This window comes from Plastoroseomonas hellenica (assembly GCF_018129085.1).
Lineage (GTDB): Bacteria > Pseudomonadota > Alphaproteobacteria > Acetobacterales > Acetobacteraceae > Plastoroseomonas > Plastoroseomonas hellenica.
In genome coordinates this window covers 62132-84960 of record NZ_JAAGBB010000010.1, presented here as the reverse complement: position 1 = coordinate 84960, position 22829 = coordinate 62132, and the positions used below count along the sequence as shown (strand labels likewise).

At 67.9% G+C, this 22829-nt stretch carries 19 protein-coding genes; 13 read left to right on the top strand and 6 right to left on the bottom strand.

Annotated features, from left to right (window positions below; all coding sequences use genetic code 11):
* Window positions 1-84: 84 nt before the first annotated feature.
* Entirely contained in the window at window positions 85-396 is a 312-nt protein-coding gene (locus GXW71_RS10250; RefSeq protein ID WP_211852467.1) for a MucR family transcriptional regulator, read from the bottom strand.
* 401 nt (window positions 397-797) lie between these two features.
* On the opposite strand from GXW71_RS10250, the gene GXW71_RS10245 reads away from it, so the two are divergent.
* Together GXW71_RS10245 and GXW71_RS10240 are read left to right on the top strand one after the other, a co-directional pair.
* Complete coding sequence (locus GXW71_RS10245; RefSeq protein ID WP_246526442.1) at window positions 798-1790, top strand: DUF3991 and TOPRIM domain-containing protein; 993 nt, start codon at window positions 798-800, stop codon at window positions 1788-1790.
* Window positions 1787-2059 (top strand): hypothetical protein, encoded by a 273-nt coding sequence (locus GXW71_RS10240; protein ID WP_211852394.1) that lies wholly within the window; start codon window positions 1787-1789, stop codon window positions 2057-2059. The genes GXW71_RS10245 and GXW71_RS10240 overlap by 4 nt, the downstream gene beginning before the upstream one ends.
* Before the next feature lie 329 nt (window positions 2060-2388).
* On the opposite strand, the gene GXW71_RS10235 is transcribed toward GXW71_RS10240, so the two are convergent.
* Window positions 2389-2754: a hypothetical protein gene (locus tag GXW71_RS10235; protein ID WP_211852393.1), complete on the bottom strand. Its 366-nt coding sequence runs from the start codon at window positions 2752-2754 to the stop codon at window positions 2389-2391.
* 235 nt (window positions 2755-2989) lie between these two features.
* Here GXW71_RS10235 and GXW71_RS10230 point away from each other — a divergent pair, with 235 nt between their 5' ends.
* Both GXW71_RS10230 and GXW71_RS10225 read left to right on the top strand, forming a co-directional pair.
* Window positions 2990-3967, top strand: coding sequence for an ArdC family protein (locus GXW71_RS10230; protein WP_211852392.1), 978 nt, complete (start codon window positions 2990-2992; stop codon window positions 3965-3967).
* Window positions 3964-4968 carry a phosphoadenosine phosphosulfate reductase domain-containing protein gene (locus GXW71_RS10225; RefSeq protein ID WP_211852391.1) on the top strand — a complete coding sequence of 335 codons (1005 nt, stop codon included), beginning with the start codon at window positions 3964-3966 and terminating at the stop codon, window positions 4966-4968. Before GXW71_RS10230 ends, GXW71_RS10225 begins: the two co-directional genes overlap by 4 nt.
* Window positions 4969-5068: 100 nt before the next feature.
* On the opposite strand, the gene GXW71_RS35150 is transcribed toward GXW71_RS10225, so the two are convergent.
* Window positions 5069-5203: a hypothetical protein gene (locus GXW71_RS35150; RefSeq protein WP_281417327.1), complete on the bottom strand. Its 135-nt coding sequence runs from the start codon at window positions 5201-5203 to the stop codon at window positions 5069-5071.
* Window positions 5204-5486: 283 nt separating this feature from the next.
* Between GXW71_RS35150 and GXW71_RS10215 the strand changes: the two genes are divergently transcribed.
* Both GXW71_RS10215 and GXW71_RS35415 read left to right on the top strand, forming a co-directional pair.
* Window positions 5487-5822 (top strand): hypothetical protein, encoded by a 336-nt coding sequence (locus GXW71_RS10215; RefSeq protein WP_211852473.1) that lies wholly within the window; start codon window positions 5487-5489, stop codon window positions 5820-5822.
* Window positions 5823-5867: 45 nt separating this feature from the next.
* Window positions 5868-6263, top strand: coding sequence for a DUF1330 domain-containing protein (locus GXW71_RS35415; protein WP_211852465.1), 396 nt, complete (start codon window positions 5868-5870; stop codon window positions 6261-6263).
* Between the two features lie 18 nt (window positions 6264-6281).
* Here the strand turns inward: GXW71_RS35415 and GXW71_RS10205 are convergent, their stop codons facing one another.
* The gene (locus GXW71_RS10205) at window positions 6282-7178 is read right to left on the bottom strand and encodes a MurR/RpiR family transcriptional regulator (protein ID WP_211852389.1); all 897 of its coding nucleotides are present in this window, start codon (window positions 7176-7178) and stop codon (window positions 6282-6284) included.
* A 149-nt stretch (window positions 7179-7327) separates the two neighbouring features.
* Here GXW71_RS10205 and GXW71_RS10200 point away from each other — a divergent pair, with 149 nt between their 5' ends.
* The 6 genes from GXW71_RS10200 to GXW71_RS10175 all read left to right on the top strand — a co-directional run bounded on the left by GXW71_RS10200 (window position 7328) and on the right by GXW71_RS10175 (window position 13934).
* Window positions 7328-8485: an ABC transporter ATP-binding protein gene (locus GXW71_RS10200; protein WP_211852388.1), complete on the top strand. Its 1158-nt coding sequence runs from the start codon at window positions 7328-7330 to the stop codon at window positions 8483-8485.
* Window positions 8478-9380, top strand: a complete 903-nt coding sequence (locus GXW71_RS10195) for a carbohydrate ABC transporter permease (protein WP_211852387.1) — start codon at window positions 8478-8480, stop codon at window positions 9378-9380. The genes GXW71_RS10200 and GXW71_RS10195 overlap by 8 nt, the downstream gene beginning before the upstream one ends.
* On the top strand, window positions 9373-10197 hold the full coding sequence (locus GXW71_RS10190) for a carbohydrate ABC transporter permease (protein WP_211852386.1): 825 nt from the start codon (window positions 9373-9375) through the stop codon (window positions 10195-10197). Before GXW71_RS10195 ends, GXW71_RS10190 begins: the two co-directional genes overlap by 8 nt.
* A gap of 26 nt (window positions 10198-10223) precedes the next feature.
* Complete coding sequence (locus tag GXW71_RS10185; RefSeq protein ID WP_211852385.1) at window positions 10224-11504, top strand: extracellular solute-binding protein; 1281 nt, start codon at window positions 10224-10226, stop codon at window positions 11502-11504.
* A 4-nt stretch (window positions 11505-11508) separates the two neighbouring features.
* The gene (locus tag GXW71_RS10180; RefSeq protein ID WP_211852384.1) at window positions 11509-12399 is read left to right on the top strand and encodes a metallophosphoesterase family protein; all 891 of its coding nucleotides are present in this window, start codon (window positions 11509-11511) and stop codon (window positions 12397-12399) included.
* Window positions 12400-13652: 1253 nt separating this feature from the next.
* Window positions 13653-13934: an Lrp/AsnC family transcriptional regulator gene (locus GXW71_RS10175; protein ID WP_211852383.1), complete on the top strand. Its 282-nt coding sequence runs from the start codon at window positions 13653-13655 to the stop codon at window positions 13932-13934.
* Here GXW71_RS10175 and GXW71_RS10170 read toward each other — a convergent pair.
* Window positions 13918-14823, bottom strand: a complete 906-nt coding sequence (locus tag GXW71_RS10170) for a hypothetical protein (RefSeq protein ID WP_211852382.1) — start codon at window positions 14821-14823, stop codon at window positions 13918-13920. The genes GXW71_RS10175 and GXW71_RS10170 overlap by 17 nt on opposite strands.
* Before the next feature lie 1640 nt (window positions 14824-16463).
* Here GXW71_RS10170 and GXW71_RS10165 point away from each other — a divergent pair.
* The gene (locus GXW71_RS10165; protein ID WP_246526441.1) at window positions 16464-20456 is read left to right on the top strand and encodes a lactate dehydrogenase; all 3993 of its coding nucleotides are present in this window, start codon (window positions 16464-16466) and stop codon (window positions 20454-20456) included.
* A 415-nt stretch (window positions 20457-20871) separates the two neighbouring features.
* On the opposite strand, the gene GXW71_RS10160 is transcribed toward GXW71_RS10165, so the two are convergent.
* On the bottom strand, window positions 20872-22731 hold the full coding sequence (locus GXW71_RS10160) for an ABC transporter ATP-binding protein (protein WP_211852380.1): 1860 nt from the start codon (window positions 22729-22731) through the stop codon (window positions 20872-20874).
* Window positions 22732-22829 lie beyond the last annotated feature (98 nt).

Sequence of the window (22829 nt, the reverse complement as noted above, 5' to 3'; positions counted from 1 at the left end):
ACCGCAACGAATATTATCGACCTGGAACTCGTCAACGATCTCTACGTCGGCTCTGATGTTATGAGTGGGGCGGGGAACATTGGCTCAGACTTGCGTCGTGTGCGGGTTCCGCTCGACGAGCTCGATACCACGGCCGGAGAGATGGTCGCTCACATCCGCCGCTTGGCACCGCACGCCGCGGTTTAGCGGGACCCGAAGCGGCCAGAAATTCCAACGGCGAAGTTCGCCGCCGCTACTCGATACCGTCAGCGCGCCGAGGCTCGCAAAGGCACCATGCAGGTTCTGGATCAGTGCCGGCAGGTCGGCCCGGGCGACGGTATTATGAGCGACATGCGCCGCGACGATCTCGGCAGTCAGCGCAAGGATGTCAGGCCGGTGGCATCTTGTGGCATGCATGTTCCTGAGCGGTGATGCTGGAGGCCGGCTGAACAACGGCCCTTGGTTGAGCAAGGCGCACGGCAAGCGGGATTGTCGACGGCCTAGTCTACTACCTCACTCAGTACGCGGTTCAGCAGCGCGTGGAGATCCTCCAGGAGTTTCAGGCCTACGACGCCGGGATTTTCTCATTCGCGCCGTTTGGCCACACGCTGCTTCACCAATCGGACGAAGGCGATTGGGATGACAGCATGCCTGGGGAAGAGAGGCGATACCGCTAGCGCCGGCCGCGCGACAAGGGTCCGTCGCTGCGCTCCCGCGCCGGGCGAATCCCCGGCTGCGCCCTTGTCCCGCTCCCGCCTCGCGGCGAACGGAAGGCATCCAAGGAAGGAGGCCTGGAGATGAGTGGACACGACCCGGAGTTGAAGCACCTGCGCGACGCCGTGCATTGCGCCGCCCTGCTCGAGAACCTCGCGCCGCAGTGGCAGCTCGATCGCGCCGGGAGTACGCGCGACTGCCTAAAATACCGCCGCGGCCGCGGCGAGATCATCATCGTGAATCATGGCGGCCGCGGCTGGTGGGATGCCGGTGGCACCGCGAGAGGTGACATCTTCGCCCTCGTCCAGCACCTCCGGCCGGATCTCAACTTTGGCCACGTCAGGAAGCTCCTTCGCGACTTCGTGGGGCTGCGGCCCGCCTTCGCTCCGCACCAGCCGGCGAGAGAGAAGGACGGCGCGCCGCCGCCGCCGGCGGCAGAGCGATGGAGCAGGGCCCAAGTCCTCAGCCAGAGCTCTCGCGCCTGGCGCTACCTCAGCGAGGAGAGGGCGCTGCCAAGCCCCATCCTCCATGCTGCCGCGGCCTGGGATTCGGTCCGAGAAGGCGGCTTTGGATCTGCGTGGTTTGCCCATCGGGATCACCGCGGCAAGGTAACCGGCTTCGAGATGCGCGGCCGCGAGTTTCGCGGTTTCGTCAAAGGCGGCGAGAAGACCCTCTTCCGACTGCCAGGCTGGATCCCGCATCGTGAGGTCCGGCCTCGGCGGATCGTGGTGGCGGAGGCCCCGATCGACGCTCTAAGCGTCGCCGCCAGGGAGCGGCTGGCCGGCGACACCCTCTATGTCGCGACGGGCGGCGGCATGGGGCCACGAACGATCGACGCGATCGACCAGCTTCTCGCCGAACTTGCCTCGATCCCGGCTGCGGCGCTGGCCTTGGCGACGGACAATGATCCTGGCGGCGAAAGGTATGCCGGAATGCTCTCCGCGCGAGCGCGGGCCGTTGGGGTGGGTGTCGAGGACCGTCGCCCGCCTGCCGACGTCAACGACTGGAATGATGACCTTCGCCGGGGAGGGGAGCATGACGCCTTCGCCAGCGGAGGCGCCACGCCAATCCGCTGCCGCACAGGCACTCGCCCATGAGCGCAGTGACGCTCTTTGCCCTTCCCCCAAAGCATCAAGGCGCCCTGCCGGTGTCTGCCGAGCTGCGACGCCATGCGCGACAAACTGGTCTGGGTCGTCGCCGCGATTACGGTGAGGACTATAGAGGCGCCATTGTCGCCGGCGTGCGCGATGACGATGGAGAGTGGCTGCTCGACACCGAGTTTCGCCTGCTCACGCTCGACCGCGAAGGTCCCGGCGCGACCCTGATCACCGTCCACGCGGGCAATTGCCATGCTGAGCCTCTCTGACGCGCGAGCGCGGCCGGCGCTGTACCCGCGCATCGAACAGCAGTCGAGCCGCGCAACTTGACCTCGCGCCGGGTGGAGCGGCCACAACGCCTGGTGCGATGCTGGTGCTGGCGGGAGCAGGTATGGGTAAGACCGGAATGCTGAGCGTCGTTGCACACCGGATCTTCGCCCATCGCATCTATCGTCGTGACGTCGATGAACGCGGCCACCAACGCGATACGCCAGAGGAACGTGGCATCGGAGTTTCGCGAGCCTTGAGCCATCCCATCGCCACCGGTGCACACGCGACATGCGGCCTGCCCAGGGGCCATCACCGGAAGCCCTTGCCATCAGCTTCGGTGCCGGTGCGCCCACACCAATAGCGGCAGCCCCGCAATCAGCGGCAGCAGCGCCACCGTGCCCCAGATCACTCCAGCCTGCTCCACGTACACTTGCTCGCCGACTTCATCCCAGCAGCGGCCCAACTCGTTGAAGCAGCGCCGCCAGAGCCAGTAGCGCTCGTGGAACACCCAACCGAAGAACGCGCCGGCAGCAAGGCCACCGCGGCGACCCGGGCCAACAGGATGGAAACCGACCTTCCCGCCGGAAGTCGCGGATTGGGCCCTGGTGTCGATTGGATCCTGCGTTCCACGCCCAACCACTTCCACTGCGCAACTGAACGACACATGGGTCGTTGGCGCGCTCGCCGCCAGCATCTCGAGACCACTCTAGCCCGCCGCGGTCCTCCGCCGCCTCTCGGGAGACGAAGCGCGAGAGGATGCATAGCCAGCGGATCCGCCGGGAGCCGATGAAATCGATGAGCTATCCCGCACCGGAGCCGCCCGCCGCAAGGGTTCGTCGCTGCGCTCCCGCGCGCAGGCGCGCGCCCTTGCCCCGAGCGTTCCGGATGCGGGGACCGGGAGGTGTTCCGAAGAAGGAAAGGGAACACCAATGGCCTATCATCGACATAGCCGCGCGGAAGGTGCGGCGCCACGCGACCACTACGCCGAAATCACCGCGCAGGTAATCGACGCGCTCGAAGCAGGGACCTTGCCGTGGCGCCGGCCCTGGGACCAGGCAAAGGCGGATGGCGCGCCGATGTCGCCACGCAATGCCATTACAGGCCGCCGGTATCGCGGCATCAACCTGCTGATGCTCGGCATGACCGGCCTGGTCTTCGCCGGCAGCGACCCGCGCTGGCTGACCTATAAGCAGGCCGTAGCGAAGGGATGGCAGGTCCGTCGCGGCGAGCGCGGCTCGCGCGTCTTCTTCTTCCGCAAGCTGCTGGTCGCTGACTCCAGACCGGGCGAGGATGCGGACGGGGACGGCGAGGGGGGCATGCGCGCCGTTCCCGTGCTCCGCGCGTACACGGCGTTCCACGCCTCCCAGGTGGAGGGCGTTCCGACCTTGGAGACGCTTCCGTCGCCGGAGGTAGTCTGGCGCACGCCCGAGGCCGCCGAGGTCATCCTGGATGGAAGCGGCGCGGTGCTCCGCGAGGGTGGCGACCGCGCCTTCTACAGCCCGTCGACAGACCACATTCAGATGCCACCGCGGCCCGCGTTCGAGAGCCCGGAGGCCTATGCCGCCACGCTGCTCCATGAGCTCGGCCACTGGTCGGGTGCGCCGTCGCGGCTTGCGCGCGATCTCACCGGCCGGTTCGGCAGCCACGCCTATTCGCAGGAGGAGCTTCGCGCCGAACTCGCGAGCTGCTTCATCGCCGGCGAGCTCGGCCTGCCCTGCGACATCCCGAATCACGCGAGCTACGTCGCATCGTGGCTGAGGGTACTGAAGGACGATAAGCGCGAGATCTTCCGCGCAGCGGCCGACGCACAGCGCATTTCGGACTACCTGCTCGCGTATCATCCCGAGCATGCGAAGCGCATCGCCGACGAGCGGATCGAGACTGTCGGTGGGGGAGGCGAGGGATGAGGGGCCCCTCCCTGCCGCCGCGCGCTAAGCCCGACCTGGCCAGCTACGACACCATCCTGATCTTCACCTCCGGCGGCAAGGACAGCCTTTGCTGCCTGTTGCATCTGCTGGAGCGCGGTGTCGATCGAAGGAGGATCGAGCTCCACCATCACGAGGTCGACGGGCGCGGCGCCTGGTTCATGGACTGGCCCGTGACCGGCGCCTACGTCGCCGCGACGGCGGCCGCCTTCGGCCTGCCGCTGTATCGCTCGTGGCGCGTCGGCGGCTTCGAGCGCGAGATGCTCCGCCGCGACGCCGCGACAGCGCCGGTTCTGTTCGAAACGCCACTCGGCCTGGCGCAGGCCGGCGGCGCCGGGCGATTGGGTACCCGTTTGGCGTTCCCCCAGATCTCGGCGGACCCCTCGGTCCGCTGGTGCAGCCCTGCACTCAAGATCGATGTCGGTGCCGCGGTCATCCGCAACCAGGATCGCTTTCTTGGGCAGCGGCTCCTCGTTGTCACCGGCGAGCGTGCGGAAGAGAGTCCGGCCAGAGCGCGCTACGCCACATTCGAGCCGCATGGGACTGATACCCGAGGCGGCCGGCGCCGCCCGCGGCATGTCGATCATTGGCGGCCGGTGCATGGCTGGAGCACCGCTTGCGTTTGGGACACGGTTGGCCGCCACGGTGTCCGGCCGCACCCGGCTTATGAGCTGGGGTGGGCGCGGCTCTCATGCATGAGCTGCATCTTCGGCACTGCTGCGCAGTGGGCGACAATCCGCCTGATCGCTCCCGAAGTCTTCGAGCGCATCGCGCGTTACGAGGAACTATTCGGCCGCACGATCCAGCGCGCCCGCTCGATCCGTGACCTTGCCGCCCTCGGCCGTCCCTACCAGGCCGCGATCGATAATCCCGGCCTCGTCGCGCTCGCCCTCGGTGACAGCTGGCCTCTGCCCATCCGGGGGTCGCCCGAGGATTGGGTCATGCCAGCCGGCGCCTTCGCCGAGCGTTCCGGACCGACCTGACCGCCGTCGCCCCCATCGGCATGGTCGAAGGCCTGAGGCATGGGCGGAGGAATCGGAAGAGCGATCACTGCGCCCAGGCGGTCGGGATCGCTGCGCGGTTTTAGGCGAGAAGGCGCGCAATGTGCGGCCGAAGATCCGCCTTCGCCTCCAGCCCGAAGCCCGGGGAATCGCCTGGCATGATCCGGGCGTCGATCAGGCGGCAGTCGTCGGCATAGCCGCCGAAGGGTTGGAACACGCCCGGGGTGCCGACCGCGATGCAGGCGGGCGTGCCCGGATGAAGCCGTGGACTGGGCCGGACTGCTGGCGCCGGCGCGCACCCCGCCCGCGGTCCTCGCAACCCTGAACGCCGTGGTGCGCCAGGCGATGGACACACAGGAGGTACGGTCGCGCATCGCGCAACTTGGGGGCGGAGCCGGCCCTGTCATCCCCCGAAGACTTCGGACGCTTCATCACCGCCGAACTCGCCAAGTGGACGGAGGTGGCGCGCGCATCGAACATCTCTCTCGATTGATCGAAGGATGTCGTTGCGCCGTCCCCGTGGGCCCAAGAACGAGACGCCATCAGGCAGTCATCGCATTCGCCTGCGACATCGCGCCCAGGTCACCAGCATCGTAGATTTCCGGGCCCCTGCGACGTCGCCTGAAGAGGCAGCGCGCAGCGTCGCGGACGCCTACCGTGTCGCTCTCGCCAAGGCGTCACCGGTGATCTCTCTGCCCAATGGCGAGAGTGTTCTGCTCGAGCCGCAGGAGATCACATTCCTCGAGCTTGCCTTAGTCGCGGTCGATGAGGCTGGCGAGGAGAGCAATCCCATCTCCATCCTCGCCCCCGCCGGCACTGATCTGGTCCTTGCGTGAAAACCCAATCAGGATAGGCAGTTCTCGACCCTTTGCGGAGAATCGATCGGCCGCCGCGGATGTCCGGCGCATCGGACAGCGCAACTCAAGGACGGGATCGCTCATGCCCACTGTCGCCGTCGCCAATCTGCGCGGTGTCACTCTGGGACCCGCCATCATCGACGACCTGCGGAAGATCGACGCGACGCTGGCGCCCTATGGCGGCCCCTTCCTCGTCCACGGCAGTCAGGTCACCCTTCTCGAAGAAGGGCTGGGATTGGGGATTCCGTCGTCATCCTTTTCCCCGATCGCGCCCGCGCGGAGGCCTGGTACCGCTCGCCGGCCTATCAGGCTATCCTGCCGCTGCGAACGGAGAACAGCGATTCGACCGCCTTCCTGGTGGACACCGTGCCGGGGACCTATCGCGCGGTCGACTTCCTGAAGACGCATGGCATCGGGTGACCGCCAGTACCCGGCCGCTCAGTACCGCTTCAGCGCCAATACTTCCGAGGTTCGGCGCAGCGCCGCGACCGCATCGGCGCCGCCGGCCAGCGCCATGCAGCTGATCAGCGCGTCCACGACCGCGAGCTGCGCGATGCGGCTGGTCATCGCCTCTGTGCGGAAGCGCGTCTCCCGCGCTGCGGTGTGCAGCACGACATCGGCATGCGCCTGCAAGGGGCTACGGCCGAGATTGGTGATCACGACAGTCCGCGCGCCCGCTTCCCGCGCGAGGCGCGTCGCCGTGATCGTCTCCACCGTGCTGCCGGAATGGGAGATGGTGAGCGTCGCGACCTCGGGGCTCGCCTGCGCAGCGCTGATCGCCTGCACATGACTGTCGACGGCGAGCCGCACGTCCAGCCCAATGCGCAGCAGCCGCATATGCGCATCCTCCGCGACCGGCGCGGCGCTGCCGATGCCATAAACCTCGATCCGCCGCGCCGCACGCAGCAGCGACGCGGCGCGGGCGAGTGCCTCCGGATCGAGCACCGCCAGCGTGTCCTGCAGGGCCTGCATGCCGGCGGCAAAGACCTTGCGCATGACGATCACCGGCGCGTCCTCAGGCTCCAGATCCTCATGGATCGCCTGCACCGGCCGGGTCAGGGCGCGTGCCAGCTCGATCTTCAGATGCTGGAAGCCCCGCGCGCCGATCTGGCGACAGAGCGCGACGACGCTGCCCTCGCTGGCACCCGCGCGCTCCGCTACTTCGGTGACCGACATGTGCACCACCTCCGCCTGCTGGTGCAGCACGACATCGGCGATGCGCGCGGCCGCCGGCGGCAGGCCGGGGCGGAGCGCGCGCAGTCGTTCGATGGCGGCCAGCGGCGGCGCGGCGCCGGCAAGCTCTTGGGATGTCGGGGCAAGGGCGGATCGGACCATGGCCGCCCAACCTAGCAGGGGCTGCGGGCAAGTGGATGAATTTTTCTCAGATCCATGCATTGTTTCACTGAGATGATTTCATAGGACGGTCACGCCGTTCCCCGCTGCGCTGCGGCAAACACCCCGCCGACGGTGAATGGGGAAGCAGCATGGCGAGCGTCGACCTGATCGGCATCGGCAAACGCTTCGGCGCGGTGGACGTGCTGCGGGACGTCACGCTGCGCATCGCCGATGGCGAGTTCCTGGCGATCCTGGGTCCCTCGGGCTGCGGCAAGTCCACCTTGCTGCGTATCCTCGCTGGGCTGGAAGGGGCGGATCGCGGCGAGGTCCGGCTGGGCGCCGAGCGCGTGGACCGGCTGCCGCCCAAGGCGCGCAACCTCGCCATGGTGTTCCAGAGCTACGCGCTCTACCCCTACATGACGGTGCGGCAGAACATCGCCCTGCCGCTGGAGATGCGCCGGCTCTCGGCCCTGCAGCGGCTGCCGCTGCTCGGCCGACTGCTGCCGGGGACGCAGCTCCGCCGTCGGGCGATCGCCGAGGATGTCGCGGCCGCGGCGGAACCGCTGCAGCTCACCCATCTGCTGGACCGGCGGCCGGCGCAGCTCTCGGGCGGCCAGCGGCAGCGCGTGGCGCTCGCCCGCGCCATGGTGCGCCACCCCGCCGCCTTTCTGATGGATGAGCCGCTGTCGAACCTCGATGCGAGGCTGCGCACCGAGGCGCGGGCCGAGATCATGGCGCTGCGCCAGCGCCTCGGCGCCACCATGCTCTACGTCACCCATGACCAGGCCGAGGCGATGGCCATGGCCGACCGCATCGCGGTGATGCAGGGCGGCCGAGTATTGCAGCTCGCGCCGCCGCAGGAGCTTTATGACGAGCCCGCCAGCCTCGAGGTCGCGCGCTTCGTCGGCAGCCCGCCGATGAACGCGATCCCGGCGCGGATCGGTGCCGATGGCCGCATCGAGGCCGCCGGCGTCAGCCTGCCCTGGCGGAGCGGCGCGGCGCCGGGCACGCCCGTCACCTTCGGCGTGCGAGCGGAAGCGCTCGTCCCGGCGGCCCAGGGCCTGCCCGCCCGGGTCGAGCGGCTGGAGCGGCTCGGCGCCGAGGCGCTGCTGCATTGCGCCCTGCCGGGGTCTGGCGCAGCCCTGGTCGTGCGGCTGGACACCGCCGAGGCCGGAGCGCATCCGCCCGGCACCACGCTGCGGCTGATGCCTGCCCGCGCCGTGATCTTCGATGCCGAGGGCAAGCGGCTGCCAGCGACACGCCAGCAAGGGGCCGTGACGGCCTCCTCCGAGCCGGCCTATGGCTGACCGGTCCGCCCGCCATCCCGGCGCCCGCGCCGAGGCGGTCGCCGCCTGGTTGCTCGCGCTGCCGGCCCTGCTGCTGATGTGGGTCATGCTGCTCGGCCCCGCAGTTGCGGTGCTGCTCCTCTCCTTCACCGACTGGAATCTCGGCGAGCCGGAGATGGGCTGGGCCGGGATCGGCAATTATCTCCAGCTCGCGGATGATCCGGTCTTCTGGCAGTCGCTGCGCAACACGCTGATCTATGTCGGCGTCTCGGTGCCCATGACGGTCGGCCTCGGCCTCGGCGCGGCGCTGCTGGTGGAAAGCGTCGGCCGCGGTCGCGCCTTCTACCGCGCCGCCTATTTCCTGCCGGTCGCCTCCACCCTTCTCGCCATGGCGCTGGTCTGGGAGTTCATGTTCCATCCGACCGTCGGCTTCGTCACGCAGGCCTTCCGCGCGATCGGCCTGCCGACCACCGACTGGCTGCAGAACCCCGACACCGCGCTGCTGGCGCTCGCCGTCATCGGCATCTGGCAGAATCTCGGCCTCGCCATGGTGCTCTTCGTCGCGGGGTTGCAGGGCATCCCCCGCGACCTCTACGAGGCGCTGGCGATGGACGGCGCCGATGGCGCATGGGAGCGGTTCCGCCGCGTCACCTGGCCGATGCTGGGGCCGGCGCTGGTCTTCGTCGTCGCCATCATCGCGATCCGCAGCTTCCAGGTCTTCGACACGGTCGCGGTGCTGACCGAAGGCGGACCGAACAAGGCGACCGAGGTGCTGCTGCACACCATGGTGCAGGAAGGCTTCCGCTTCCTGCGCACCGCCTATGGCGCGGCGATCACCGTCGTCTTCCTGGTCTTCACCCTCGCGATCACGGTGGCGCAGACGGTGCTTCTCGACCGGAGGGCGCATTATGGCTGACCGTCTCGGCCTGCTGCTGCGCCATGCGCTGCTGCTCGGCGGCGCGGCTGTCATGCTGGCGCCCTTCGTGCTGATGCTGTCGATCTCCCTGAAGCCGCCCGGCGAGATCTTCGCCCCGGAGTTCCGACTGCTGCCGCTGCAATGGGCGGCCGTCGAGAACTACACGGCGGCTTTCACCAAGGTGCCGCTGCTGCGCTTCCTGCTGAACGGCTTCATCGTCACCTTCTGCATTTTCGTAGCGCAGGCGGTGACCGCGCTGCCGATGGCCTATGCCTTGGCGAAACTGCGCTGGCGCGGGCGCGACACCGCCTTCCTGCTGGTGCTGGCGGCGCTGCTGGTGCCGCCGCAGGTGCCGGCGATCCCGCTCTACATCGCGCTCTGGCAGCTCGATCTCCTCAATACCTATGCCGCGATCATCCTACCCTCGACCATCAGCGTCTTCGGCATCTTCCTGATGCGGCAATTCTTCCGCACCGTGCCGGACGATCTGATCGCCGCCGCGCGGATGGACGGACTCGGCGAATTCGCGATCGTCTGGCGGATCATGCTGCCGACCGCGGCGCCGGCGCTCGCCGCCTTCGGCTGCCTCTCCTTCATCTGGAACTGGAACGAGTTCTTCTGGCCCTACATCGCGGTGCAGGACGAGCACCTGATGACGCCGCCGCTCGGCATCGCCTTCTTCAGCAATGCCGAGGCGGGGACGAATTGGGGGGCGCTGATGGCTGCGGCCACCGTCACCACGGCGCCGCTGGCCATCGCCTTCCTGCTCGCAAGCCGTGCTTTCGTGCGGGGCGTGACCATGACCGGCATCAAGTGACCCGACCCGAGAAGGACCCCCGACCCATGGCCCTCACACGCCGCCTCCTGCTCGGCGCCGCTCCGGCGCTCGCTGCTCCGCTCTATGCGCGCGCTCAGTCGCGTGGCGTGGAGCTGAGCGTGCAGTACACGACCCCGGAGCTGTTCCGGCAGCTCCATGACGAGGTCGCGCAGGCCTTCATGCGCCAGCATCCCGATGTGCGCATCGCCTTCCGCGCGGCGGAACAGGATTACGAGGCGCTGCTTCAGCGCAATCTCCGCGACGCCATCACGCGCAACCTGCCGGATGTCGCCTTCCATGGCCTCAACCGTCAGCGCACCCTGCTCGAGCGCGAAATCCCTGTGGATCTCAGTCCCTTCATGCGGGCCGATCCGGCGCTGTCGACGCTCGGCTATTCCGAAACTCTGCTCAGCCTCGGCCAGGTCGGCGGCAAGCAGACCGGCATCGGCTTCGCGATTTCGACGCCGGTGCTCTATTACAATCTCGATCTCGTGCGCCGCGCCGGTGGCGATCCGGACAAGCTGCCCACGAGCTGGGAGGAGGTGACGGCGCTCGCCCGCGCCATCCATGGCAGCACCGAGAACATCACCGGCATGTTCTTCGACTGGACGATCACCGGCAACTGGTCCTGGCAGGCGCTGGTGCTTAGCCGCGGCGGCGCGATCCTGAATGCCGAGGAGACCGCTGTCGCCTTCACCGAAGCACCGGGACGCGCCGCCATGCGCACGCTGCGTGCCATGGTCGATGAAGGCCGCATGCCGGATATTCGCCCCACCACCATGTTCACCGAATTCATGCCGGGCCGCATGGGCATTTCCATGCAATCCACCGCGCAGCTCGCCCGCTACAATCGCGAGATCGCCGGCCGCTTTCCCCTGAAGACCGGTCGCTTCCCGATCCCCGGGCCTGCGCCGCGCCTACCTGCCGGCGGCAATGTCGCCATGATGTTCACGCGCGACGCCGCGAAGCAGCAGGCGGCGTGGAACTACATCAAGTTCGCGACCGGCCCGGTGGGTGCGACCATGATGGTCAACCACACCGGCTATATGCCCGCCACCACCATCCCGGCGGAACGCGAGGACATGCTCGGCCGCTTCTATCGCGAGAACCCGAACCATCTGACCGCGATCCGCCAGCAGGACGTCATCACCGGATGGTATGCCTTCCCCGGCCAGAACGCCCTGAAGATCACCGACGTCATCAACGACCAGCTCCAGGCCGTGGTGGCGAAGCGTGCGGAACCGGATGCGGCGCTCGACCGCATGGCCTCCGAAGTGCAGTCCCTGCTGCCGCGGCGCCGGAGCTGAGACGATGACCACCGCACCCCGCATCGCCCTCGTCTCCGATATCCATCTCAGCCGGGCCCGGCCGTATTTCCATGCGAACTGGGAGATCCTGCTGCAGGAATTGGTGCAGGAAGCGCCGGACCTGGTGCTGCTCGCGGGCGACATAGCGCTCGACGCTCCTCACCGGGAGGAGGATCTGGCCTTCGCCCGCGCCCAGCTCGATCGGCTGCCGGCGCCATGGCGCGCGGTGCCGGGCAACCACGATGTCGGCAACAACATCCCCGACCTGCGCGGCGAGGCGACGGTGACGGAAGCACGCCGCGCCGCATGGCTGCGGCATTTCGACGAAGATTTCTGGGCGCTGGATATCGGCGGCTGGCGCATCGTCGGGCTCGACTGCCTGATCTGTGGCTCCGGCTTCGCGGCGGAGGCCGAGCAGGCCGCCTTCCTGGAACGGGCCGTGGCGGAGGCGGCGCAACGCAAGGTGGCGCTGCTCTATCACAAGCCGCTCTGTGCCTTTGAGCTGCTGGATACCGAAGTGAGCCAATCCTTCTGGTATCCAGAGGTACGGGAGACGGTGCTGCGCCTGATGCGCGACGGCGTCGTCCGTCTCTGCATGTCCGGCCATCTGCATGAATCGCGCGACCGGCTTATCGCCGGCGTCCGGCATGTCTGGGCGCCGGGTATCGCCTTCGTGCAGGACATCGCCGGCGAATGGCTGCCGGAGCGGCACGGACGGCGGCGCGTGGGCTACATGATGCTCGAACTGGCGGAGGAGCCGCGGGTCACGCTGCGCGAGCCCTCCCGCATGCTCAACATCGACATCGGCAACTGGCTGCGCAGCGGCAGCATCGGCCACTATGGGACGCTGGCGGGCAGCGCCCCCTATCTCGGCTTGCTGGGACGGCAGGACTGAACCGCGTGAGGGGCGGGCGCTGCCGCCACCCCGCAGAGACCATTCGGGAACGGCCACGGGTCGGTCCGGCGGATCTTTCCGCCCCTGGCGCGCCGGCTTCCTCGCCGATGCCACGAGCATCGGCTCCATCAGCCGATACGCCAGGGACTAAAAATCCCTCGCCAGCCCTCCGCCGCCACATTCTCGAATCGTTTCTCAGCTCTTCTCCACGCTCCAGAAGATCGGGAAGGAGGATTGCATCAGCCCGCGCAGCGATGCCCGATAGGCGGCGGGATGGTGAACTGACCCGACATGACGCTCGGCATCAGCTCATCGGCGATCCTCTGAACCGCGGCCGCGATCCGTTTGCGATCCTCCTGGCTGTCGGCATCGGCGAAGGCGTGGGTCAGCCTGGGATGCGCTCGTCGCAGGACCAGGCGTCAGCGGCGTCAGCATGTCGGCGCCGGTTATATCGCGCGCGCCTGCAATACGCGGATGTCGCGCGAGATGGCGGCGAACACCATCGCCTCGATGCGCTCGCCGCGCGCGCATTCTCCGAGGCGAAGGATTGCGCGCTAGTCCGCAATACGCTCGCGGACAAACGTCACCCGCCCACGCACGTAGCCTCTTCCACAAGAATTTATGCCAAGCAGGAAGATTGGCTCTATCGTCGCTCGCAACCGAAAGCAGCGCCGACCATCGGCGCTCGTGAACGGAGCGGCCGTAACGTTGCCGCCGGGGTGGCTAATTCGGTCTATTTGAATCGGCTCCCGATAGGTCAGGCGCCATCCTTCAGGCGCGCATACCTCTCGCGTCGCAGTCTGACTCGGGCAGTACTCGCTGATTGACTCGAGCTCGATCTCAACCTGCTCCTCGTGACGCTCCTGTGCCGCGCCCCTCCCGGAAAGCAGCAGTGGGATTTCGACTAAGCTGGCGAATAGGCAGCGCATGGTGACGACCCATTCTGCGCGTACTAATTGGTGATGGAGGGCATGGGTTCACCCATAACTCGACGCTCCCTCTTACTCAGCCATACGGCAACTCCTCACGCCTGCACTCGACGTGACGACATCTGGCGTCGCAATCGCGGTGGCACGGAAGCGCTGTCGGCCATCAGCCACGGTGATCGAACTGACCGATATGTTGCTCTCATCCCCGACGGGAGTCAGCTAAATAGGGTTTAGCGCGCGAAAGCGCCATTCAACAGGCGGGCACACTTCGCGAGTCACTGTCTCCGAGGTCTCGCACGTTGAAACCGCGCTGGTCGAAAGAGATTGGACACACTTGACCGAGCGGATATCGCCATTCTCTGCCTCTTGCAGAAGAATGCTCGGTTGGCGGTAAAGGAGTTCGCTGACGAGGTCGGGCGTGCTCCATCCTCAACCCACGGTCGCGTCAAGCAGCTTCGCGATGCGGGCGTGCTGCGGGGAGCGCATGCCGACGTGGACCCGAAAGCGCTCGGGATCGGCCTCGAAGCCCTGTTCATGATCAGCCTGGCCAAGCACGAGCGCAGCACGGTTGCTGCTGCTCGGAGAATGGTCAGTCCCGCGGCCTAGACCGCCGCGTAACCCGCGCACGCTCCAGAGATGCCGCTTTGCGACGTTCCTCGCGCAAAACCTCGATGGTCGGCTGCCACCAGCCGCGGGCCAGGTCGGCCGAGCTAGACGGTGTCCGCGCGGGCCAAGCCTTAACCAGCTCGGCATGGCTGGGCCTGCGCCAAGCTGCCCAGATCAGCGCGGCAGGTCCAGCGGTGACACTTGGGTAGAAGCGAGCGGCGATATTGGGTTCGACAAGCTCGCCGGTGATCGTCTCAAACGCGATGCACCCCGCATGGGTCATCAGCACGCGGTCGAGTGGCGGCAATGCATCCTCCGGCACGGGGTAGCGATGTCGGCGACGCTCGGCGGCCTGGGCTCGCCTGTCCGCGTGCTCAGGGGAGGCTTGGCGGCTCTCCTCGCGCTTCCTCCGCTCTTCAGGTTCGGCCCCGCGGGCGGCGCCCTCAATGGCGGACCAACGCCGGCGCAGTTCCTCAAACGAACGGAACGGCACACGCCAGGCCTTCACTTCCGGATCCCACCGGGCCCAGGGCACCTGCTCCAACTCAGCGATGGCGGTTCGGGAATACGGCGTCCGGATCACGAAGCCATCGGCCACCTCCAGATAGGGACTCGATACTGGGTCAAAAGTGAACGCGTCGCGGCCGCGCTGGTCGGCATAGGCCAGTACGCTCGACCATTCACGGCTCATCCAAGCAGTCAGGCGTTGTTCCGCCCGTGTACCGGGGACGAACCAGGCACCCAGGTCGTCGCGCCACCGTGCGCGCGGGAATGCCTCACGAAAGCGCTCCACGGTCATGCGGTCGTACGGGAAGGCGGCCGTCGCTCCAGGCGCATCATCACCGGAATCCCGCTGCGTCGCCCTGAACTCCATTGCCTTGTCAGTCACCCGTTCCCTCCTTGGCAGCCCAGCTTTCCTTCCACCTGCTTCCGGCCATTCCCTCCCAGCCGCGGCACCAGTCTCCCTAAGCCGCAACCCCGTGGGTTAGGAGATGGGCTGTGCAATGGAAGAAGTCAGTTGTCTCGCTTCCTCAGCGGACCAAGCATGCTGTGCGATCCGCTGGCTTTTGCGTGCCTGACCACGATGACGCGGTCGGCCGCTCGGCGCGCTCCGGCCCGGCTCAGCGCGCGCTGTCGATGGTTGCGCCGCCATCCGGGGTGAGACTCGAGCCCGTCAAAGATCATGCCTCCGCAGCTGAGGCAGCCCGTAGGCACTACCTCCGAAGTGACTCGAGGTGGGGACGCGAGGGAACGCCAGCTGCCACCTCGGTAGGCGTGCGGCAAGGGTGAAGTCGCTCCGCTCCCGCCGCCATCGCGGCGCCCTTGCCACCCGCCCACCTCGGCGGCGGGCGAGGGGAGGTCGCCCAGGAGTGTGAAGGGAAGGGGAGAGAAGCCCCTTCCCAGAACCCCAGGCGGCGCTCTCCTCCAACCCAGCACCGCTGCACCACCCGGCCTCCGCACGGCGGCCGGGCGCTCGCGCGTGCGCGCAGGACTCGCCCAGCCATGCCAAATGCCTCGTCCCCCGCTCAGCTCAGCCTCTTCGACACGACCGCCCTGAGCAGCTTCACCCTCCACAGTGGGAGCACCATCGGAGGCCTCCTCCCGCCGCTCGATCAAACAGAGCCGGATGACCTGCCGGCGGCGCCGGCCGTTCCGCGCGTCGTCGCGCGCGACTTCACCCTCGGCGGTGACCGTGGTCTGGCCCAAGGCTGGCGCGCCCGTGCCGCGGACAACCTGGCGGCCATCCGGCTCTTGCAGCGGATCGAGGCCGAAACCCGGCCCGCCACGGCCGAGGAGCAGGCGGTCCTCGCCCGCTTCGCCGGCTACGGTGCCGGTGAGCTCGCCAATTCCCTCTTCCGGCGGCCCGGCCAGGCCTTTCCGCGCGCCTGGGAGGACGCCGGCGAGGCGCTGGAGGTGGCGGTCTCGGCCGCTGAGCTCGCCTCGCTGCGCCGCTGCACCCAGTACGCGCACTTTACACCGGAGTACCTGGTGCGCGTGGTCTGGGCCGGGTTGAGCCGGCTGGGCTTCCGCCAGGGCAGCATCCTGGAGCCCGGCTGCGGCACTGGCCTGTTTCTGGCCCTCCGCCCCAATGCGATCGAGGACTGCTCCACCGTCACCGGCGTGGAGATGGACCCCATCACCGCCCGGATCGCGGCGCTGCTCTATCCCAAGGCCTGGATCCGCAATGAGGACTTCACCCGGGCTCGGATCGCGGAGACCTTCGACCTCGCGGTCGGCAACCCGCCCTTCTCGGATCGCACGGTTCGGGTCGAGGATCCTGCTGGCCGCCTCGGCCTGAAGCTCGGCGGCCTGGCTGCCTTCGTCACCAGCCACGGCACCATGGACAAGGCCGACAGGACGGCTCGGGCGCATATCGCCGGCATGGCGGATCTGCTCGGCGCGATCCGGCTGCCCGCCGGCAGCTTCGCCGCCGCGGCCGGCACCGATGTCGTAGTGGATATCCTCTTCCTGCAGCGCCGGGCGCGCGATACTGCACCGAATGGTATCGCCTGGACGGAGCTGGCGGAGGTGAGGCCCGCCGAGGATGGCGAGGCGCCAGTCCTGGCGAACAGCTACTTCGCCAGCCATCCCGAGATGGTGCTTGGCCGCCACGGGTGGGCCAGCAGCCAATTCGGTCTTGCCTATACCTGCGAGGCGGATGACCGGCCGCTCGAGGGAGCGCTGGCGGTCGCCATCACCCGGCTGCCCGAGGGGCTCCATACACCGCCTCAGGAGGCGCAGGAGGCCGTCCGACTGGCCCGACCGGCAATCCAGGTCGGCACCGCCGCCGAGGGCGCCACGATCAAGGAGGGCAGCTACCTGGTCGGGCACGGCGGCGCCCTGTTGCAGGTGGTCGACGGCCGCGCCCAGCCCGTGGCCGTCAGGTCGGGCAAGGGGACGGTCGGGATTTTCGCGAAGCATGCGCGAATCATCCGCGGGCTGATCCCCGTGCGGGACGCCGTCCGGGAGGTGATCCGGGCCCAGGAGCAGAACCAACCCTGCGGGGCGGCTCAGGTCCGGCTCCGGGGCGCCTACCACGCCTTCATCCGCGCCTTCGGTGCGATCAACCTCACGACGGTCACCACCAGCACCGACCCCGAGACCGGAGAGGTGACCGAGACCAGCCGCCGGCCGAACCTGCAGCCCTTCCTCGACGATCCTGATAGCTGGCTGGTGTCGTCGATCGAGGACTACGACCTTGCGACAGGCAGCGCGACCAAGGGCCCGATCTTCTCGGAGCGCGTGATCCACGCTCCCGCCGACCCGGTCATCGTCACCGCGGCCGACGCCCTGGCGGTGACCCTGGCCGAGCGCGGCGTGGTCGATCTCGACCACATCGCGGAGCTGCTCGGCTGCGATCGCGATACGGCGATCGCCCAGCTGGGCGAGACCGTCTTTCTGGAGCCCAGCCCCACCACCGAGGGTTTCGAGGTCTGGCAGACCGCCGATGAGTACCTGTCTGGCCCTGTCCGCCGGAAGCTCACGGCCGCCAGGGCCGCCGCGGCGATGGATGCCCGCTACACCCGCAATGTCGCGCCGCTGGAGCGGGTGCAGCCGGAGGATCTCCGGCCATCCGACATCACCGCCCGCCTCGGCGCACCGTGGATCGCCGCGAGTGATGTCGCCGCGTTCTCGAAGGAGGTGCTGGGGGTCGAGACGCCGGTTCGGCACACCGTCGAAGTGGCACATTGGAGCATCGACATCAGCCGCTTCGCCGGGCAGGCGTCCGCCACCTCGGAATGGGGCACCCACCGCCGCCACGCCGGCGAGCTGCTCGACGATGCCCTCAACGCCTCCATCCCGCAGATCTGGGACCATTGGCGCGACGAAGAGGGGCGCGAGCGTCGCGAGCTCAACGCGAAGGAAACCGAGGCCGCCAAGGACAAGCTGGCCAAGATCAAGCAGGCCTTCGAGCGCTGGGTCTGGACCGACAGCGAGCGCGCCGAGCGCCTGGTGCGGCTCTACAACGACCGCTTCAACAACCTGGTGCCGCGCCACTTCAGCGGTGATCACCTGCAGCTGCCAGGCGCCTCCGGCATCATCCAGCTGCGCGCCCACCAGAAGCGTGTCGTCTGGCGCATCATCTCGTCGGGCAGCACCTACATCGCCCATGCGGTCGGGGCCGGGAAGACCTTCTCCATCGCCGCGGCGATCATGGAGCAGAAGCGCCTCGGCCTGATCTCGAAGGCCACGCTCACCGTGCCGGGTCACTGCCTCGCCCAGCCGTCGCGCGAATTCCTGCAGCTCTACCCGGGGGCCCGCATCCTCGTTGCTGATGAAACGAACTTCACCAAGGACAAGCGCAGCCGCTTCCTCGCCCGTGCCGCCACGGCAAACTGGGACTGCATCATCATCACGCATTCGGCCTTCAAGTTTATCGCCGTACCCGCCGAATTCGAGCGCGGGCTGATCGAAGCGCAGATCAGCGCCTATGTCTCGCTGCTGGAGCGCCTCGACGGCGATGACCGCATCGCCCGCAAGCGCATCGAGCGCATTAAGGAGGGCATGGAGGAAAAGCTCGAGGCGCTCCAGACCCAAAAGGACGACATGCTGACGATCGCCGATATGGGCGTCGATCAGGTGATCGCCGACGAGGCGCAGGAGTTCCGCAAGCTCTCCTTTGCCACGAACATGGGCGGGCTGAAGGGCATTGCCCCGGATGGCTCGCAGCGTGCCTGGGACCTCTATGTGAAATCGCGCTTCATCGCGACGAAGAACCCCGGCCGTCCGCTGATTATGGCCTCGGGTACCCCGATCACGAACACTCTGGGCGAGATGTACACCCTGCAGCGCTTCATGCAGCCCGAGATGCTCCTGGAGCGCGGCATCATGGAGTTCGACGCCTGGGCGTCCAACTTCGGCGACACGCGCACGGAGCTCGAGCTGCAGCCCTCGGGCCTCTACAAACCCGTCACCCGCTTCAGCGAGTTCGTCAACGTCGCCGACCTGATCGCGGTGTTCCGCACCGTCGCCGATGTCGTTCAGAAGGATGATCTCCGTCAGTACCTGAAGCTGCCGGCGATCCAGGGTGGCAAGCGCCAGATCATCACGGCGCCCGCGAGCCCCGCCTTCCAGGCGTATCAGAAGGTGCTGGCGGCGCGCATCAAGGCCATCGAGGGGCGCACGCGCAAAGCGGAGAAGGGAGACGACATCCTCCTCTCGGTCATCACCGACGGGCGGCACGCCGCGATCGACCTCCGCTTCGTCCTTCCGGGCAATGATGACGAGCCAGAGAACAAGCTGAACGCTCTGATCGACAATGCCTTCCGCATCTGGAAGGAGACGCGCGCCACGCGCTACTGGAATCCGGACGGGACACCTCACCCGGTCGCCGGCGCCACCCAGATGATCTTCTCCGACCTTGGCACGGAAGGCGCCGTCGCCACGCGTGGGTTCTCGGCCTACCGGTGGATCCGTGAGCGCCTCATTGGGCTTGGGGTCCCCGCCGAGCGCATCGCGTTCATGCAGGACTACAAGCGTTCCGACGCCAAGCAGGCACTGTTCAACAAGATGAACAACGGTCAGATCGACTTCCTGCTCGGCTCGTCGGCGACGATGGGCACCGGCGTCAATGCCCAGCGCCGCCTCATCGCCCTGCATCACCTCGACGTGCCGTGGCTGCCGTCCGAGATCGAACAGCGGGAGGGCCGCGCTGAGCGGCAGGGCAACCAGAACGAAGAGATCGGCCTCTACGCCTATGCCACGCTCGGCTCTATGGATGCGCCGATGTGGCAGAACAATGAGCGAAAGGCGCGCTTCATCTCGGCGGCGCTCGGCGGCGATCGCTCGATCCGCCGGCTGGAAGACATCGGCAGCCAGGTGAACCAATTCGCCATGGCGAAGGCGATCGCCTCGGGCGACCCGCGGCTGATGCAGAGGGCAGGCCTCGAATCAGAAATCGCCCGGCTCGAGCGCCAGCACGCCGCGCACTTCGACGACCAGCACGCGGTCCGTCGCCGTATCGCCGAGCACCGGAACACGATCCTCCGGTCGCGGCGCGGTATCGAGGACCTGCGGCAGGATCTAGCGCGAAGGGAACCGACGAGGGCGGAGGCCTTCGCCATGGACGTCGAGGGGCGGCGGCACACCGACCGCAAGGCCGCCGGCGCGGCCGTTCTCGGAGCCGTTCGCGCGTACAGGCTGGTCGCCCAGGAGGGCACCTGGAGGCTTGGCCGCATCGGCGGCTTCAACCTCATTGCCGAGAGCCGACGCCTTGCGCGTGGTTTCGATCTTTGCCTGCTGGTGGATCGGACGAACCGCCAGCAGGAGGTCGAGCTCCACGGCGACCTCACCGCGCTCGGCCTGGTCGCTCGCCTGGAATATCACCTTGGCCGCTTCGAGGTGGAGTTGGCCGAGTTCCAGCGTCGGTTGGCCGAGGCCGAGCTGCAACTGCCGGCCTTTGAAGCGCGACTGACGGAGAAATTCGAGTTCCAGGACGAGTTAGAGGCCAAACGCCGCGAGATGATGGAGCTGGAGGCCGCGCTGGCTGCCACCCAGGAGCCCGCCGCCATCGCCGCATAGTGCCGAAGGCGCGTGTCCACCTCTGGCCTGTCGCGGATGCTTCAATGTCGCCGACTCATGCCGGGAAGCACGCCGGCGGCCTGAGCCCGGGTACCTTTCACCACGACTGGCGGTGGGCCTCCACCGCGGCCGAAGCGCAATCGAGCGCATCCGCTGATCTCGCAGCCCTCGCTGGCCAGCACCGCTTCGCTCCACGGCGGCCTGCGCAGCCCGGCCCTGCTTGCCGGCAGGCCGCCTGGCGGCCCGCGGGCCGCGGCAGGGCCGCTCGGCCGCCATGGTGCCGGAGCGTTGCGCACCGTGCAGGCCATGACCGCGCGACTACCCTCAGCAGGGCGCCCCACGGGCGTCGCGGCCCCTTGTGGCGAGGGACGATGGATCACCACCCGCTCTGCCATAGCCCGCAAGTCGCGACGGCTCACAGAAAGCCGCCCGATTGCCGCTTCCAGAGCTGCGCATAGGTGCCGTCGCGCGCGAGCAGCTCCGCGTGGCTGCCCTGTTCCACGATGCGGCCATGCTCCAGCACTACCAACCGATCCATGCTGGCGAGGGTGGACAGGCGATGGGCGATGGCGATCACCGTCTTGCCCTCCATCAGCCCGGCGAGTTGTTCCTGGATCGCAGCTTCCACCTCCGAATCAAGCGCACTGGTCGCTTCGTCCAAGACGAGGATCGGCGCATCCTTCAGAAGCACGCGGGCGATGGCGATGCGCTGGCGCTGGCCGCCGGAGAGTTTTACGCCCCGCTCGCCGACATGCGCCTCAAAGCCCTCGCGGCCGCGCCAGTCCTGCAGTTCCGTGATGAAGTCATGCGCAGCGGCGCGGCTCGCGGCGGCGATGAGCTCCGCCTCGCCGGCGGAGGGGCGGCCGTAGCGGATGTTGTCGCCGACCGAGCGGTGCAGCAGGGCTGTGTCTTGCGTCACCACGCCGATCGCGGCGCGGAGTGATTCCTGTGTGACTTTGGCGATGTCCTGGCCATCGATGGTGATACGGCCAGCCTCAGGCGCGAAGAAGCGCAGCAGGAGGTTCATCGCCGTCGTCTTGCCGGCGCCGGACTGGCCGACCAGCCCAACCCGCTCACCGGGCGCGATGGCGAGGTCGAAGCCGTTCAGCACGCCGCGCTCCTGGCCATAGGCGAAGTGCACCTGTTCGAACCGGATAGCGCCGGCGGTGACGCGCAGCGGTTCTGCGCCGGGCGGGTCGGGCGCGGTGGGTGGGACGGCGATGCTGCCGGTTGCTTCCTGCACCACGCCGACATTCTCGAAGATGCCGGTGACATTGAAGGCGACCCAGCCTGATATATTGGCGATCTGCCAGCCCATTGGCAGCGCCGCGGCGACGGTTGCGATGGTGATGTCGCCCCGATGCCAGAGCCAGACGGCGAGGGCGCCCATCACGGTCAGCAGCAAGGCATTGAGGCTGGAGAGCAACAGGCTGTTCAGCGTGACGAGGCGCATTTGCCGCTGGAACGCGGCGTTGAGGCGCGCGATGCCGTCGCGGACGAAGCTGTCCTCATCCTCCGCCCGGGCGAAGAGCTTGACCGTCAGGATATTGGTGTAGCTGTCGACGATGCGACCGGTGAGGAGCGAACGCGCTTCCGATGCCGCCTTGGAGCGTTCGCGCATGCGCGGCACCAGGAAGCGCAGCAGGAGGAGATAGGCGCCGAACCAGCAGAGCACAGGCAAGGCGAGACGCGCATCGGCCTGGGTCAGCCAGAGCACCGCGGTGCTGCCATAGATGATGATGTACCAGACGGCGGTGACGCCCTGGACCACGCTCTCGCGCAGTGCCGGGCCGGCCTGCATGACGCGATTGGCGATGCGGCCGGCGAAATCCTCCTGGAAGAAGCTCCAGCCTTGGCGGGCCACGTGGTAATGGCTCTGCCAGCGGATCATGCTGGTGACGTTGCCGTTGATGCCCTGCGCGGCGACCAGATTCTGTGCCGTGATGGCAAGCGGGCGACCGACCAGCAGCACAGCGGCCATGACCAGGAGCTGTGGCCAGGCCTCAGCGAGCAGGCGCTCTGGCCCGTGCGTTGTGAGCAGGCCGATCAGCCGGCCGATGAAGATCGGGATCAGCGCATCGAGAACGGCGACCACGATACCGCAGAGGAAGAGCAGCACGAAGAGCGCCTTCGCCTGGCGAATGAAGTACCAGTAGAAGGCGAGCAGCCCGGGGGGCGGGGGCCCCGCCGGGACGGCGGTTCCGAACAGGCTACTCGCCGCCTGGCCGGGTGCCGCGACCGGGTCGACGATCCGCTCGAAAGGAAGTTTCGACATGACCGCCAGCAACGCCCCGCGCGGTGCGCTGTCAACGCTCAAAGGAAGACGGCGCGGCTCAACCGCGGATGGGGAAGCGGCCCGGCGTAAGCCGGGCC